Genomic DNA, 15259 nt, shown 5'->3' with positions numbered 1-15259 from the left:
CTTCTTCTCACACTTCCTTCGCTATACGTACTGTGTCTTCTATCACTTCATACTTCCGACCACATTCCGGGCATATCGCCCGCTGATTGCGAAAAGCAAGGCTAATTCCGCATTGGCAGACCCAGCCGATCTGTCTGGCTGGAACTCCTGCTACCATGGCATGCGGAGGAACATCCTTGTTCACAACCGCCCCCGCGGCAACAAGTGCCCATTCGCCGATTGTCGTACCGCAGATTACGGTGGCATTGGCACCGATCGAGGCTCCATATTTTACAATTGTGGCGCGATAATCCTCACTTGTATTTCTAGGAAAAGCAGAGCGTGGTGTGCGCACATTAGTGAATACCATACTTGGACCGCAGAACACATAATCCTCCAGTACAACCCCTTCATATACCGAGACATTGTTCTGAATTTTAACGCCATTCCCGATCACAACATGGGGGGCTACATACACGTTCTGACCGAGGCTGCAAGAAGATCCGATGCTTGCCTTGGTACAAATATGCGAGAAGTGCCAGACCTTCGTGCCTTCTCCGATGCTGGCTCCTTCATCAACAATCGCCGATGGGTGCGCCCAATATTCGTTCATAGTCATAGAGTGATCTCCTGGCTCCAAATTTTTAGAGAGGAAATTCAAAAAGTCCATTTTAGATTACGAAGCTATTCAAGAAATGACTTGGCATCGAACCTTGAATTCCCCGGGCCCTCCGGTGCTCACGTACCCTCTACATACGCTGCGCTCCCATGCCCTAGCTTCATCCAACCTTCTCGGTGCTGAAAACCGGCCTTCTTGAATCTCGTTTCATTTTTCTTTCAAAGCAGGTGGTAGTTGGTTGGCTTGGTGTAGGCGCTCATCACATTACGTGTATCGAACAAGCTCTCGCTGGTGCGTCCGATCAATTCATAATCAAAGCGAGTGTGATCTGTGGCAATAACAGTAATATCGGATTCCTTCAGACGAGCCTCCGTAAGCTCCACCGTCTCATAGCTGCGCCCTCGGTATTTGAAGGAGCTAATATGCGGATCACTGACCCATACAGCCGCGCCCCGCTCCTGCAAGAGTTCAATCATCTTCAGCACTGGAGACTCCCGATAATCATCGATGTCTTTCTTATAAGCCACGCCCAGGATATAAACCGTAGAGCCGTTAATTGGCTTCTTGTTCCGATTCAGAATCTCGGCAATCTTCTGCACAACAAACTCTGGCATCGCATTGTTAATCTCGCCAGCAAGTTCGATTAAGCGAGTGTGGTAATTGAATTCCCTCGCTTTCCAAGTCAGATAGAAAGGATCGATCGGAATACAGTGCCCGCCCAGACCGGGTCCTGGATAGAAGGCCATAAATCCATAGGGCTTGGTCTTAGCCGCATCGATGACTTCCCATACATTAATCCCCATTCGGTTGCACAATACCGCCATCTCATTCGCAAGGGCGATATTGATATGACGGAACGTATTTTCATATATTTTCTCCATTTCGGCGACAGCCGGACTGGATACCGCATGCACCTCACCGTCCAGTACATGACGGTACAGCTCCATCGCCACCTTCGAGCAGGCTTCCGTTACCCCCCCGACTACCTTCGGCGTATTTTTCGTATTGAAGGACTGATTGCCGGGATCAATCCGCTCTGGTGAATAAGCCAGAAAGAAGTCCTCTCCACACACGAGCCCTGTCGATTCGAGAATAGGCTTAACCAGCTCTTCTGTGGTACCAGGATATGTCGTACTCTCAAGCACTACCAACATCCCGGGATGCAGGTATTTAGCAATCTCTCGCGTGGAATTCTCCACATAACTCGTATCCGGCTGCTGATATATATCGAGAGGAGTAGGTACACATATCGCTACGGTATCCACCTTGGACAGAAAGGAGTAATCATCCGTTGCTTGCAATTGGCCCGCGTCAACCATAGTCCTTAAATCCTCATCAATGACATCACCGATATAATTGAACCCGCTGTTCACCATGGCAACCTTCTGTTCCTGAACATCGAAGCCAATCACACGATAACCGGCTTTGGCTTTCTCAACAGCCAGCGGCAGCCCCACATAACCGAGGCCAATCACACCGATCACGGCTGTCTGATTCCCCAGCTTCTCCAGCAGCTCCGCACTATGCTCCCGAGTCCTGATTGCTCTATCGTTCATACAGTTCCTCCATCCGTTTAACTTCTCACCTGCATCCCTTGGTTAGCGATATCGACAACAAGCTTAACGGCGCTTCTCCCGTCCTGCAGCGAGATGGCCGGTTCACGATCTTCCAACAACGCCTGAACCATGTCATGGATAATGCATTGATGCCCGGGGATGCCGAACGGGCTCTGCTCGACTTCATCCATCCGTTGTCTAATGTCATCTTCCGTCATGGAGGCGCACTTCCAATCCTTGATCCAATTGGCTGTTCTTCCCCCGATAATGGCATAGCCATGCTCACCAAATACCGTCAATGTCTCCTCAAGATTTTGCTCATACACGGTCGTGCATGCTTCCACCGTTCCTAATACACCACTATCAAACTTAAGCACGGCTACGGCCGTATCCTCCGCTTCAATATTCCTTAACCGGGTATCTGCAAATGCCTTCGTCTCGGAAACCGGCCCGAATAACCAGAGGAGCAGATCCAGACTATGAATAGCCTGATTCATTAACACGCCGCCATCCATTGCCCTGGTACCGCGCCAGGGTGCCTGGTCATAGTAAGCCTGGTTGCGATTCCAGCGCACTGCGGCACTGATATGACTGAGCTTGCCGAACGCTTCATGTTCAAGCGCAGCCTTTAAATGCTGTATCGCCGGGCGATAGCGGTTCGGATGTACTACCGTTGCTTTGACACCATATTTGGCAACCGCAGCCATGATTCGATCCGTGTCCTCAAGCGTGAGCGCCAGCGGCTTCTCAATAACGAGATGCTTCCCCGCAGCAGCGGCCTCAATCGCCAGGTCTGCATGCAGCCCGCTAGGGGTACAAATGCAGACCACATCCAGATGGGGCAGCTGCTCCAGCATCTCCGACAGCGATGTAAAAACAGGAGCCTGCCAAATGGATGCCAGTTGGGTAAGTCTCGCCTCATTCGTATCGCATAACCCTGCCAATACGGCATTCTCTGTCCGATGAATGGCCTCGATATGCTTGCCAGCAATATGACCACAGCCTACAATGGCAAAATGGATCATTCTTGTTCCTCCACCTCGCTTCAACTGGACTATCCATACTTAACATTACATAGATTCTGTATTTATAGGACGCAGCATGCGTCTGCGAGATCCCCTCTTCCGTTCCAGATATAACACAATCACCAATCCGGCGAAGAAGCCTATAAAGGCGCCAATCGCCAGGTTCAGCATCTTGCGTGGACTTACCGGAATCGATGCTTCCTCCATGTTGGCATAATCCAGTACAATCACATTCGCATTAGGCACGATATTAGTAGATTTTTCTATAAAGGCATCCGCAAAGCTGTTTGCAATATCTACGGCTTCCTGGGGATGATCATGCTTGGCATATAGGATAATAACCAAAGTGCCCGGGTCCGTTCTGACCTTAACCCGCTCCAAAAGCTCATATGCCGTCTCCTTCGTATTCAATTTCTTCTTCGCTTCATTGGCGATATAACGGCTTTGGATCGCATCTTCATAAGTCTTCGTCAAGGCCTGGCTGGCCAAGAAGTCGTTATAGGTCCCCGATTCCGCTGAAGCCAAAGTTGCTACCAGACTGGCGGTGGCTTGATATTGAGGCTTTACAATTGCATTCAACAAAAAAACGCCTCCCACACAAATTAGAAGCGTAATCAAGAAGGCAATCATATGTTTCCTTACGGATTTGAATAAATAACTAAGATCCAAGCGGTGTTTCACCCCAAACTGTGGATTAATATGACAAATAAAGAAGAACTGTGTCGACTAGGAAAAAAGTCACCCATTTGACACCTTTATATTAACATAAAACAAAAATCTTGGTACCTTTTTTTTCCTAACATTCTATTTTATTTTTGCATATATATAATATCCCTTCCTTCGAAGAAATCTGGATTAAAGCAAAAAACCTTCCGGACAGCCTGACTGCCCAGAAGGTTCTCATCTATATTTATTATAGAAAATGCTTAGAAATTATCGGTGGATACCTCTACATTCACATTTGACTTTGCTAGCAAGATGTTGAAAGACTTACTCTTCACCGTATTGTCCTTAACGACGATATCCTTCTGGACGCAGTTCTCCAAGTAAGTGGACAAGTCGATTCCACCCTTTGTCGTCTGAATCACGTTGCCTTCGATCGAGCCCCTCTCCGCATTTTGCCAAGTCCATATCCCCTTCTCGGCATTCTCAATCGTATTGAGGGTGATCTCGAATTGCTTCGCGTTGCCAACCCGAATCGCTGTCGTGCCTTCTACCGCACTCTTTGAGCCCATCTTGATCTTGTTGCCGCGAACGGTAACATTGCTGACGGTCTGCGATGAACTAACCTCAATCGCCGCATAATAGCTCCCTTCGCCACCGATCGTATTGTTCCGGATCGTATTGTCAGAGCCGTATACACTAATACCCGAGTACATATCAGGAGCTCGCTTGCCGCTGTCCTTGCCTTGGTAATAGTTGTTGTTCAGATACGAATTTGTAATTCGGTTATTCTCAACGGTGATCCCTTGCGCATAGATCTTAATGGCCCGTTTGGCATTATGATCAAATGTATTGCCGGCAATCACACTCTTCGTATTCGTGCCTTGCTTGCTGTCCACATTCGGATCTTCGTAATAAATACCATCTCCGTCATCCGCAGGTCCAATATGATGAATATAAGAGTTCTTGATGGCAACGTTCGCCGCCGCCTTCTCCTTGGAGCCCCAAGTCGTCGTCACGTAGATTCCTCTTGAAATCAAACTTCCAGCCGTCAGATTAACTGCAGTGATATTCTTTACTTCTGTAGAATCAATCTCTATCTGATTGGTATTCCCGTACACGATGATTCCCGACACAACGCCAGTGTAATAGTCACTGGTCGGGTCGTTGCTGTGCGTAGCGTTCGAGACAATACTCTTCTGGATCTTCACATCGCTGCTTCCGCCGCTAATAACAAGCACGCGATTCACCGCTTTATTGCCGTCCAGTGTAAGGTCGCTGATCGTAATGTGACTTCCCGCAGCCCTCATCATCTCCCAGCCGAAGCTGCGATTGCTGGCTTGAATGACAGAGCTGGCTCCATCGCCGATCATCGTCGTATTCCCTTCAACAATCAGCGTCTTCTGCGGGTTCACCTTATACGTTCCAGCCGGAAAATACACGCGGCCCCCGCGGCCTGCAGCCGCATCCAGCGCCTCCTGTACTGCGGACGTATCGTCCGTGCTTCCATCGCCAACCGCGCCGTAATCCTTCACATTCAAATCCACGCTTCCAGCTGCTGATGCAACCGCCACAGCATGACCCGGAATGGGCATGATGGTGCCGCTAAGTACTACAAACAAAGCTATGAAAACTATGTTTTTGAATATACGGTTTATCATCATCATCACTCCCAGGATAAAAAAATAGAAGGCCCCTTGTCTCAGGACCTCCTACTCTCATATCCTAAGAACCTTCGGGAACTGGCTGGCATGTGAGAGTTGTCGTCTCACGAAGCCCCTATAGCTTTGCGTCCCGCGCTTTCACGCGGTTTGCCGTTTCGTCGTTCTCATATTCAATTCGGAGTTTCATAGATTCATAGTTTTATAGTATCCATAATATGCAGCAATCTATTAAAGTTGATGCGAAATTAGCCTTTATTTTGACAAGATTACTCTATTAAATATTAACATATTCTCTCATAATCTGTAAATCTATTTTCCTATTTCTCTCTCACTATATGGATAGGTCGAGTCCTTCTTATGACCCGGGCCCCTCTCCTTAATATCCCACTGTCTCGCCGTATCGGTATATATGGGCTTCACCTCTTCCAATACATGGGACACCGAATAAAGAGAGATAAGTCTGTCGCGGTTCGCACGAATGTCGGCTCTTAGTTGCGGATGGTTGTACAGCTCCCAAATACGATCGGCGAAGACAGACGGCTCGTCCAATCCAACTAGAAAGCCATGTGTCCCCGGTTCTACCAAATCCCGATTCCCCCGCACATCTGTAGCGACTACAGGCAAACCGGTAGCGATCGCCTCCATAATATTTACGGGCAGTCCTTCCTGTCTGCTTGACGAGACGGCGATATCAGCCAATGCATAGATCTGATCCATATCCGTACGATGACCAAGAAAGGTGACGAGATTTTCCAATCCTAACTGGCCCGCCTGCTCCCGATATTTCTCCTCCAAAGCCCCCTGCCCAGCCAGAAGCAGTCGAAGGCGGGGGATTCTCTCGCGCAGCAGAGAAACAACCTTCAGAAGATAGGCCTGATTCTTACGTTGACTTAACTCGGCGGCATAAATCATGACGAACTCATCGGACCCGATGCCATGCCATTCCCTTAACTGCCTTTTCTCTTGTTCATGGACAGGCTTATATTTGTCAAAATCGATTCCGACGCCATGCACATAAGCAATCGCCCCCGCCTTAAATTGATGGTCTAGTGCCCGGTTGTAATCCTCCGCATTCATCGTTATTAAACAGTCCGTATAGCGGGATAAATACTTCTCTACCGGATAATAGAGCAGCCAATTCTGAAATGAAGCGCCCTTGAAGAAATGGAACCCATGAGCCGTATAGAGAACCCTCGTGCCCGTACGGCGGACCTGTCTCGCAGCAAGCCGGGTCAAGGCCCCTCCCATCGGAGTGTGGCAGTGGATGATCTCATAGTTATTTTCCCGTACAATATCCTTCAACTGCCGATAAGCCCGCCAGTTATCCAGCTTAAACGGAGAACGCTGTATCGGAATATTGAACTGCTTGTCCACATAGGGAACGGCCTCCGTTCCATAGGTTGCTGCATGTACCTCCCAGCCCTGCTCCCGAAACCAGCGCAGATATGGTAAATGGAAGGCTTTCAGATGGGAGACTACAGTAGCGCAGAATAATACCTTTTTAGGCACAATACTCACTCCGAATTCGTTATTTTAGGCGAATTATAGTGGAGTCTAGCTGACTTGTCTAAAATATATCAATGAAAAAATAGAATTACAATAAAAACCAGCGGCCCTCAAAAATTGCATGACTTGTCCGTCTACGTTTGCTATATTGTTCATAGATAATTCCAGATATAACTAACCTCGCCACTTCATCATATTTGGAGGCGATTTATGGGAACTCTTCATCAAGAGCACGAGATGCTGACCAGATGGGCCAACTTTAATCATCTTAAATGGGGATGCAGCGCCAACATTGTCAAATTTCAGAACTCTGATTCGAATGCCTATATTGAGAGCCTGTTCTTCTTCAATCAAAAAGGCAAACTCTTTCTTCCGCCTCTCAATCCGTTCCACCCTACCTTCTTTCACCCGACGCCAACGGATAAGCCTTACCGAATCAATCAGCAATGGCGGCAGCTGTCGCAGCAAATGACCGAAGAGATCCTTCGTCACGGGGGTGCCGCAAGCTTTGTCCTTCCGCCAGAAATCACAGATATTCGCCCATTTCTATGGCGTGGATTCAAAGCCAATATTAAATACACTTATCATCTCAAATTGCCTTACTCGCTTGAACAAGCTAGCACCGAGATCCGCAGCAAGATTAAGAAAGCCACGCAGGCTGGCTACCGCTCTGCACTGACACAAGACATGGATGAGGTATTTCCCTGTCTGATTGCCACCGAGAACCGGAAGGGATTCCACCATGATCTGACCTTGTCCGATCTCCAGCTTGCTCAGCAATTGCTCGGCCGCGACAACTTTCGCTGCTATGTCTGTTATTCGCCAGAGGGCGAAGCTGTCAGCACCAGCATCATTATCGTAATGAACGAGGATTGGTCCTTTGGCTGGGCAGCCGGCAGCAAAACCAACCATCTGACAAATGGAGTTGTCCAGCAATCCCAGCATTTTGCCTTTGAGGATTTGACCGGAATCGGGATACGCAACATCGACCTGGTCGGAGCCAATCTTCCATCGGTAGCTGGTTCCAAGTCAGGATGGGGTGGAGAACTGGTCCCTTACTATCAGGTTAGACTGCCCGTATTCAAGGAAACCCTCCGTTCATGCCGCCATTGGCTGAACAGTAGGAAGGGCCAGAAATTATAGATATATACAGGGGGAACTATATTGAGAGTGCTGATAACCGGCGGTTATGGCTTTATTGGTTCTTTTGTCGCTGCCAAGTTCTATGAAGAGGGCCATGATGTGATCATTATCGATAATATCTCTTCGGGCAATGTCAGACATATTAAATTCCCGCACACCTCGTACATTATTGATGTAGAGAGTCCAAATTGCGATGCCATATTCGCCGAGCAAAGCATCGATATCGTTGTCCATTTGGCCGCTCAGATCAATATTGTTACTTCGATGGAGAACCCGTATGCCGATACGAAGTCAAACATTCTTGGCCTAACAAACATCCTGCAGCTCTCGGCCAAGCATCATGTGAAGAAGTTCCTCTTTGCCTCCTCGGCGGCCGTCTACGGTCTGAGTGAGGAAGTTCCGTTGGGTGAGAGTTTGCCTTGCAAGCCCGTCTCGACGTATGGCATCAACAAGCTGCTGGGAGAGTACTACTGCGGCAAATGGAGTGAGCTCTACCAATTGAATACACTTTGCCTCCGATTTGCGAATGTATACGGTCCGAGACAAGGATTGACCGGAGAAGGCGGCGTAGTGTCCATGTTCATGGAGAGGATGCTTGACGGCCAAAGTCTGATCATCTATGGCAGCGGCGAACAGACGCGCGATTTTATCTATGTGGAGGATGTTGCCGAAGCCATTTACCGAGCAAGCCAATCCCCGCATTCAGGGGTCATGAACCTGTCGACAGGAATTGAACACTCCATCAACACATTGGTAAGTATCCTGGCGGAGCTTCATCCGCTGGCAGGGGTTCGCAGAGCAGAACCACGACCCGGAGATATATTCAACTCTGTGCTCGATAATAGGTTGCTGAGTAATGTACTGGAATGGGAGCCGCGATTTTCGCTGGAGGACGGGCTGCGCAGGACCTACGAATGGTTCACAACCTCCGCTCCGCTAGCACCAAGAGAAGTGGCAGCAGCAAGCGCGAAGGCCGCTCTGAACGACGAGCACATTCAGAATGAGCTGTTGAACTCCTCAATGTCGCGTCATGTACGCAGTTTGTATCTGAATCAAAGCGAGCACTATATGGAAGGCTCTCCAGTGTTGAAATCGGAAATTTTTACGGCCGTTATCCATTCCAGAGAGCAAGCCAAGCGGAAATTCAATACGGACTATACAATATTGAAGTTATCCAATTTACCCCATGTCCATCCTGAAGATCTTCATACTGTAGATTCCTACTTGCGTGAGAATGATTATATCGGACTGAATCGCGCTAATGAGCTGCAGATCCTGCTATCCAATGCCTCCTCTACGGAAGCGGCAAATGTCGTGAACCGTCTGAAGAAAAACGGGATTTCGACCGAGCTTGCGTTCAGCTCCAACCATGAAGGGAGGAATAGGAGAAGAGAATGATAGAACCTACAGCATTGGCCAAGTGGGCAGAGTTCAACCGCCTGAAGTGGAAATGCGATATTGATCTGCTCCGGTATCAACCGCCGAAGTGCGATGATTTTTATAGTGAATGCTTGCTGTTCAGCAGACATGGCAAGTTTTATTTTCCACCTCAGAATCCGTATCATTCCGTCCTATTCCATGCCACCCCATCGGCCAAACCATTCCGGACGAACAAGCAATGGCATGAAGTCGCAGAGCTGATGATCGAGCATCTAGTGAAGCTGAAGGGTGCTGTAACGATAACTTTGCCCCCGGACATTACCGATATTAGGCCATTCACTTGGAGAGGCTTCCAGGCGGATGTCCGTTATACATACATTTTAAACCTTCCCTATTCGGTGAGTCTAGCCAGCAAGGCTATCCGGAATAAAATCAAAAAGGCCAATACCAGAGGCTACTCCAGCAGGAGGGCTGAGAATATGAAGCATGTCTATGAATGCTTGCTGGAGACGGAAAAAAGGCAAGGCTTCAACCATCAGATTACAGCCGCTGACCTGGAGCTGGCACAGAGCATTCTGGGCGAAGACTACTTCCGATGTTATGTCTGCTATTCCGAGAGCGGCGAGCCGGTCAGCGCCAATGTTACGTTGCTCTTGAATCCGGGGCAAGCGGTCGGCTGGGTTGCCGGAACCAAGACAGACCACCTGTCCAATGGGGTCGTCCAGCAGCTGCAGCTCTTTGAATTTGAGGACCTCGCCTCCCAAGGGGTTAAGCATTTCGATTTTAGCGGAGCTAATATCGCATCGGTGGCCGAATCAAAGGCAGACTGGGGCGGAGACCTTACACCTTATTATGTAGTAAGGAAGCCTTGCTTCAAGGATATTCTCCGCTCCGGGCGAGACTGGCTGCAATTCCGATGGGGAACATTCAGGTCATAATCAGCAAGGGACATAGGCGCCTATGATCCCTTAAATACGTTGCCTATGAAAATAAAAAGGAGCTATCCCAGTAATAATTATTGCTTTTGGGATAGCTCCTTCTTTGGCTTCAGGTAGGAGACTGATTGATGGCATATTGGTTACGCCCGCTCCGCTTGGCTTCATACATCGCTTCATCGGCCAGATGGATCATCTGATCCAACTCTTCGCCTCCGTCCGGCGAATAATAAATACCTATACTTGCTGCCGCTTCGAGCCGATGGTGATTACAATGGAAAGGAACCGCAAGGCTAGTATTAATCCGCTTCGCTACTGTACTGGCATGCATCTCATCACTATTCGTGAGTAAAATCAGAAACTCGTCTCCGCCAAGCCGGCAGATCAAGTCACTCTCTCTGATTTGTCGGGATAGACGATCGCCCAGCTCCTGTAATAACCGGTCCCCGATATGATGCCCGTATGTATCATTGACGTCCTTGAAATTGTCCAGATCGATAAACATAAGTGCCATGTCCATGGCACCTTCACTCCTGTACTGCTTAAGCTTCATGTGGAAATATGCACGATTCGGAAGGCCGGTCAGATCATCGTGATATGCCAAATACTCCATATGCTCTTCGCGCTCCTTGCTCTCCGTAATATCGATGAGCACTCCTTCGAGATGGATGAGGTGACCCAATTCATTCAGCTGCGGCGTGCCGCGAAGCTGAACCCAGCAGATATCGCCGCTCATTCGTCGAAGCCGGTATTCCAACAGGACCTCTTTTCGATCTATAATCATCTCTTTCTGAGAGAGCTGCACGAGCGGTAAGTCCGCCGGTTCCACAAGCTCCAGCAAGGCGCGGAAATCCGTAAACGCCTCCGCCGGCAGACCCGTCAGCTTGGTAATTCCGGGTGACAGGCTAAGCCGAGATGACCCCAGATCATAAACCCAGGTTGTGATATCGATATTCTCCAAAATATGATTGATGCTGGTCAGGCCGCGCTCGGATCTGCCCCATCTTCCTTGAACGAGATTAATGAGCGCCCACGAGAAGGCTAACACGTACAAGTCGAATATGACAAAATAGAGCAGGTCACTACGCTCTGAGCCTGCGGCCATCTCGGCCCCATGCAATATCCTGGACCAATATATAGCAGTTAACAAGTACAGAAAAGCCGAGAGCGTTACAAGACGGAAATCAAGATAGATCAAGCTTGTCAACAACGCGAAGCCTAACAGAATGAAGTTAAGCGGATTGAAGCCGGTGGCCATCAAGGAAAGAAGATACAGATAAGGGGAAAAAATCATCAGAAGCATCGCAACCATGGGATAACGCCGATATAATCCGAGCAAGACCAAAACACTGCCCAGAGCAACGCTAACCAGTATAGGCAAATCGGCAAAATCCCCTCCCGTCAGGAGGTGAACCCCCAATGATATCGCATAAAAGCCGCTTAATATTTTTAGCAATACATTATTCTTGAAGTGAACATCATGTACCCTGTTCATCATTCGATCCACGCTCTCCAAAAAAATAGTTAAAAAGAACTAGATTTATCTATTTTCCATATTACACCTTCTCTATAGATATAGATACCATTTCCTGAGAATTCAAGCTCTATTCTAGGGATGGTATATTTTTAGATCTTTAACTTCTTGCCCCCTTCGACCAAGACTTAAGTCCCTGATTAGACCTCTGTAATATTATAAATAACAAAAAAGACCGCAAACAGCGGTCTCTTTATGCAAAATTCATAAATCTCGGCTTAAAAAGGCTGAAATCAAGGAATATATTGTTGAACGATCGAGGTAATCTGACCATGATCAATCGTAATATGATACGGGAAGCTGCTTAAATCGAACAGATCGCTCTGACCAAAAACATGAATGAATTTCTGCAAACTGATGGGTTCATTCCACGATATATCGCTGTCCAATCCGCCACGGTCATAAATTTGCATCAGCACTTCAGCGTTGGGAGCAACAGGGTAAGTTGCCAGCGTATCATCAGGATTCACAATATAGTAGCCATCCAAAGGGCCATCAATCCCTGCATCGGGTTCATGCTTGGCAAAGGCCTCTTGTGCAGCTTCCCCCTCATACCACTCTATGGGATCAACTACAACATGAACGCCACTCTTATCCAAACGAAGCTCATGTATGTACACGGTCTCGGCCTGTGTGCCGGGCTTCGCAGTAAACGGTGTATATGCAGGCTCTGCAGCCTCGGAGTTCGAAGCCATCGATGACGACATCACGACGATCAGAAGCAGAGGCAATAACAAAGCAAGTTTCTTCATGTTTCTCAACCACCTTTTCCAGTTCAGAGCAGTAACCTGTGTTACTATCTCCATTATATTACTTAGGGGAGAAAAAGGATCACAACAAAGTTTAAAAGGGATGACAAAATCTTAATTCCTCTCCCTCTCCATGCCTTTTCACTAAAATGATATTCCCTAAATTCTAAAAAAGTTAGGGAAATTCATCCCTGCTTCTGATACATTTGAAATAGTTCGAAGGATACATATACAAAATATGGGAAAAGGAGTTATTCGCATGAGCAGCAAACAAACCTCCACCAAAGTAGCCTTAATCACCGGGGCAAGCCGGGGAATCGGGAAAGCCGTTGCACTCGAATTTGCCAAGGCCGGAATCCATGTCTTGATTAACTATTATGGGGACGACAAAGAGGCGCTTGATGTCAAGCATCAGGCAGAAAACTACGGGGTTCAGGCAGAAATATTCCATGGCGATGTTAGCGATTCGCACCAGGTGAAGCAGATGTTCGCTGAGCTTGATCGCTTATTCGGCAAGATCGATATCCTTGTGAATAATGCCGGCATTGCAAAGACCGCCAAAATTACCGAGATGACCCATGAGGAATGGGATCGGATGATTCGCATTCATTTATATGGCGCTTTTTATACTTCGCAGGAAGCTGCCCGCCGGATGTTACCGCAGAAATCGGGCAAGATCATTAACATAACCTCCGATCTGGCCAGCCAAGGCGCAGCTGAACTGTCGCACTATGCCGCTGCCAAAGGCGGCGTTACCGCTCTGACTAAATCCTTGGCCCGCGAGCTGGCTCCTTATATTCTTGTTAACGCCGTGGCCCCTGGAGGAACCTTCACGGATGTCCGCTCTTCGCTTGAAGAAAGTCATAACAGCTCCCGCTATTTGCTGGGGCGTCTGGCATTTCCGCAGGAAATCGCCAAGTCCGTTCTCTTCCTTGCTTCAGACGACGCCAGCATGTTTACTGGCCAAGTTCTGGGAGCGAATGGCGGCAGCATTATGAACGGATAACGGATCAGGATCAGAATCAGGATCGTTCCCATCACACCTCTTGAGCCGCTCGTGAAAGCGGTTTTTGAGGTGTTTTTTGGACATACTTTCTTTATAATCCTTAATCTGTTTACCGTTGCCCTGAATTAACGAGGTAAAGCAGATGTTTGAAACGTTCACAAATCCGTAATAAATTTATAAGGAAAGGTCAATTTAGCGGGAAGGAAGTAATAAGTATGCGCGTAGGAATTCCCAAAGAGATTAAGAATAACGAGAATCGAGTGGGCATTACACCCGCTGGAGTGAAGACGCTCGTTAATGCCGGACATGAGGTAGCTGTAGAGAAATCCGCTGGATTCGGCAGCGGCTTCAGTGATGAAGAATATCGGACTCACGGAGCTGTCATCATGGATCAAGCTGCAGATGTATGGAATTTTGCAGAAATGATCATGAAAGTAAAGGAGCCGCTGCCTGAAGAATATAACTTCTTCCAGGAAGGCTTGATTCTGTTCACTTATCTTCACCTCGCGCCCGAGCCGGAACTGACCAAAATGTTGTTAGACCAAAAGGTGCGGGCCGTTGCTTATGAAACCGTGCAATTGAGTGACGGCTCATTGCCGCTGCTCACTCCCATGAGTGAAGTAGCTGGCCGAATGGCTGTACAGATTGGTGCACAGTTCCTTGAGAAGCCTTACGGCGGCAAAGGGGTGCTGCTTGGTGGGGTCCCCGGCGTACAGCAGGCTGAGGTCGTCATCATTGGCGGCGGGGTCGTCGGTACAAATGCAGCCAAGGTTGCGCTGGGCATGGGAGCGCATGTAACTCTGCTGGATCTCAATGCCAATCGGCTCAGATATTTGGATGATATCTTCGAAGGAAAGGTCGCTACGCTGATGTCCGATTCATACCATATCGAACAGGCGGTCATCAAAGCAGACCTTGTCATCGGAGCGGTGCTGATTCCGGGCTCCAGAGCCCCAAAGCTGGTGAAGGATTATATGGTGCAGCAGATGTCAGAAGGCTCTGTTATTGTTGATGTCGCGATTGATCAAGGCGGTTCAATTGAGACGATCGACCGCGTCACAACACATGCCAATCCTACTTATGTGAAGCATGGCGTCGTTCATTATGCCGTTGCCAATATGCCGGGAGCAGTCGCACGTACGTCGACGCTCGCCTTAACGAATGTAACGACCCCCTACGCGCTGAAGATAGCGAATCAAGGGCTGGAGGCCTGCGCCAAGCTCCTCCCTGAGGTTGCCAAAGGCATCAACGTCTACAACGGTCATATTACCAATGCAGGTGTTGCCGATAGTCTCGGCTATCCATATACCAGGATCGAGGGTTTGTTCTAACCCTCGCTGGGGTCATTTCCGACGTTCAGGCGGCAGATGCTGTTTTGCTGGCCTGAACGCCTATTAAGCCCTCCCCTTTTGGATTGTTTCTTCCTATGATATATTATTAGCATACCCTACTGGGTATGCTATCAACGACAGTCCAAATTTCCATAACATTCCTATATCT

13 protein-coding genes and 1 riboswitch are annotated in these 15259 nt (G+C 48.3%); of the genes, 5 read left to right on the top strand and 8 right to left on the bottom strand.

What is annotated here, in order from left to right; translation table 11 throughout:
- Positions 1-7: 7 nt before the first annotated feature.
- From BN1360_RS05095 to BN1360_RS05070, 6 genes are all read right to left on the bottom strand, one after another.
- Positions 8-598 (bottom strand): acyltransferase, encoded by a 591-nt coding sequence (locus BN1360_RS05095; protein WP_324254239.1) that lies wholly within the window; start codon positions 596-598, stop codon positions 8-10.
- Positions 599-816: 218 nt separating this feature from the next.
- Positions 817-2154 (bottom strand): nucleotide sugar dehydrogenase, encoded by a 1338-nt coding sequence (locus tag BN1360_RS05090; protein WP_068778812.1) that lies wholly within the window; start codon positions 2152-2154, stop codon positions 817-819.
- A 17-nt stretch (positions 2155-2171) separates the two neighbouring features.
- Complete coding sequence (locus BN1360_RS05085) at positions 2172-3179, bottom strand: Gfo/Idh/MocA family protein (protein WP_068778811.1); 1008 nt, start codon at positions 3177-3179, stop codon at positions 2172-2174.
- 45 nt (positions 3180-3224) lie between these two features.
- Positions 3225-3860: a YveK family protein gene (locus tag BN1360_RS05080; protein ID WP_195714225.1), complete on the bottom strand. Its 636-nt coding sequence runs from the start codon at positions 3858-3860 to the stop codon at positions 3225-3227.
- Between the two features lie 245 nt (positions 3861-4105).
- On the bottom strand, positions 4106-5464 hold the full coding sequence (locus tag BN1360_RS05075; RefSeq protein WP_195714224.1) for a glycosyl hydrolase family 28-related protein: 1359 nt from the start codon (positions 5462-5464) through the stop codon (positions 4106-4108).
- A gap of 112 nt (positions 5465-5576) precedes the next feature.
- Positions 5577-5668, bottom strand: a riboswitch (cyclic di-GMP riboswitch).
- 147 nt (positions 5669-5815) lie between these two features.
- Complete coding sequence (locus tag BN1360_RS05070; RefSeq protein ID WP_082789945.1) at positions 5816-7018, bottom strand: glycosyltransferase family 4 protein; 1203 nt, start codon at positions 7016-7018, stop codon at positions 5816-5818.
- Positions 7019-7222: 204 nt separating this feature from the next.
- On the opposite strand from BN1360_RS05070, the gene BN1360_RS05065 reads away from it, so the two are divergent.
- From BN1360_RS05065 to BN1360_RS05055, 3 genes are read left to right on the top strand one after another with little or no spacing between them, the layout of a single operon-like run.
- The gene (locus tag BN1360_RS05065) at positions 7223-8155 is read left to right on the top strand and encodes a hypothetical protein (protein ID WP_068778808.1); all 933 of its coding nucleotides are present in this window, start codon (positions 7223-7225) and stop codon (positions 8153-8155) included.
- A gap of 27 nt (positions 8156-8182) precedes the next feature.
- Positions 8183-9553: an NAD-dependent epimerase/dehydratase family protein gene (locus tag BN1360_RS05060; RefSeq protein ID WP_229520859.1), complete on the top strand. Its 1371-nt coding sequence runs from the start codon at positions 8183-8185 to the stop codon at positions 9551-9553.
- On the top strand, positions 9550-10473 hold the full coding sequence (locus tag BN1360_RS05055; protein ID WP_068778806.1) for a GNAT family N-acetyltransferase: 924 nt from the start codon (positions 9550-9552) through the stop codon (positions 10471-10473). The genes BN1360_RS05060 and BN1360_RS05055 overlap by 4 nt, the downstream gene beginning before the upstream one ends.
- A gap of 109 nt (positions 10474-10582) precedes the next feature.
- Here the strand turns inward: BN1360_RS05055 and BN1360_RS05050 are convergent, their stop codons facing one another.
- The gene (locus BN1360_RS05050; RefSeq protein ID WP_068778805.1) at positions 10583-11968 is read right to left on the bottom strand and encodes a sensor domain-containing diguanylate cyclase; all 1386 of its coding nucleotides are present in this window, start codon (positions 11966-11968) and stop codon (positions 10583-10585) included.
- A gap of 269 nt (positions 11969-12237) precedes the next feature.
- Positions 12238-12756 carry a hypothetical protein gene (locus BN1360_RS05045; RefSeq protein WP_068778804.1) on the bottom strand — a complete coding sequence of 173 codons (519 nt, stop codon included), beginning with the start codon at positions 12754-12756 and terminating at the stop codon, positions 12238-12240.
- Positions 12757-13012: 256 nt separating this feature from the next.
- On the opposite strand from BN1360_RS05045, the gene BN1360_RS05040 reads away from it, so the two are divergent.
- Together BN1360_RS05040 and ald are read left to right on the top strand one after the other, a co-directional pair.
- A complete protein-coding gene (locus tag BN1360_RS05040) occupies positions 13013-13759 on the top strand; it encodes an SDR family NAD(P)-dependent oxidoreductase (RefSeq protein ID WP_068778803.1) in 747 nt (248 codons plus the stop codon).
- A 215-nt stretch (positions 13760-13974) separates the two neighbouring features.
- The gene (ald, locus tag BN1360_RS05035) at positions 13975-15090 is read left to right on the top strand and encodes an alanine dehydrogenase (protein ID WP_068778802.1); all 1116 of its coding nucleotides are present in this window, start codon (positions 13975-13977) and stop codon (positions 15088-15090) included.
- The last annotated feature ends 169 nt before the right edge of the window (positions 15091-15259 follow it).

Origin of the sequence: Paenibacillus sp. GM2, from assembly GCF_900069005.2 — a bacterium.
Classification (GTDB): Bacteria; Bacillota; Bacilli; order Paenibacillales; family Paenibacillaceae; genus Fontibacillus.
The sequence above is the reverse complement of the archived record's forward strand: the minus strand, read 5'-3'. Positions and strand labels throughout refer to the sequence as shown.

Coding starts and splice junctions, on each gene's coding strand:
- BN1360_RS05090 (WP_068778812.1), bottom strand. CDS start 2,154: ATGAACGATAGAGCAATCAGGACTCGGGAGCATAGTGCGGAGCTGCTG.
- BN1360_RS05095 (WP_324254239.1), bottom strand. CDS start 598: ATGACTATGAACGAATATTGGGCGCACCCATCGGCGATTGTTGATGAA.
- BN1360_RS05055 (WP_068778806.1), top strand. CDS start 9,550: ATGATAGAACCTACAGCATTGGCCAAGTGGGCAGAGTTCAACCGCCTG.
- BN1360_RS05045 (WP_068778804.1), bottom strand. CDS start 12,756: ATGAAGAAACTTGCTTTGTTATTGCCTCTGCTTCTGATCGTCGTGATG.
- BN1360_RS05050 (WP_068778805.1), bottom strand. CDS start 11,968: ATGATGAACAGGGTACATGATGTTCACTTCAAGAATAATGTATTGCTA.
- BN1360_RS05065 (WP_068778808.1), top strand. CDS start 7,223: ATGGGAACTCTTCATCAAGAGCACGAGATGCTGACCAGATGGGCCAAC.
- BN1360_RS05085 (WP_068778811.1), bottom strand. CDS start 3,179: ATGATCCATTTTGCCATTGTAGGCTGTGGTCATATTGCTGGCAAGCAT.
- BN1360_RS05040 (WP_068778803.1), top strand. CDS start 13,013: ATGAGCAGCAAACAAACCTCCACCAAAGTAGCCTTAATCACCGGGGCA.
- ald (WP_068778802.1), top strand. CDS start 13,975: ATGCGCGTAGGAATTCCCAAAGAGATTAAGAATAACGAGAATCGAGTG.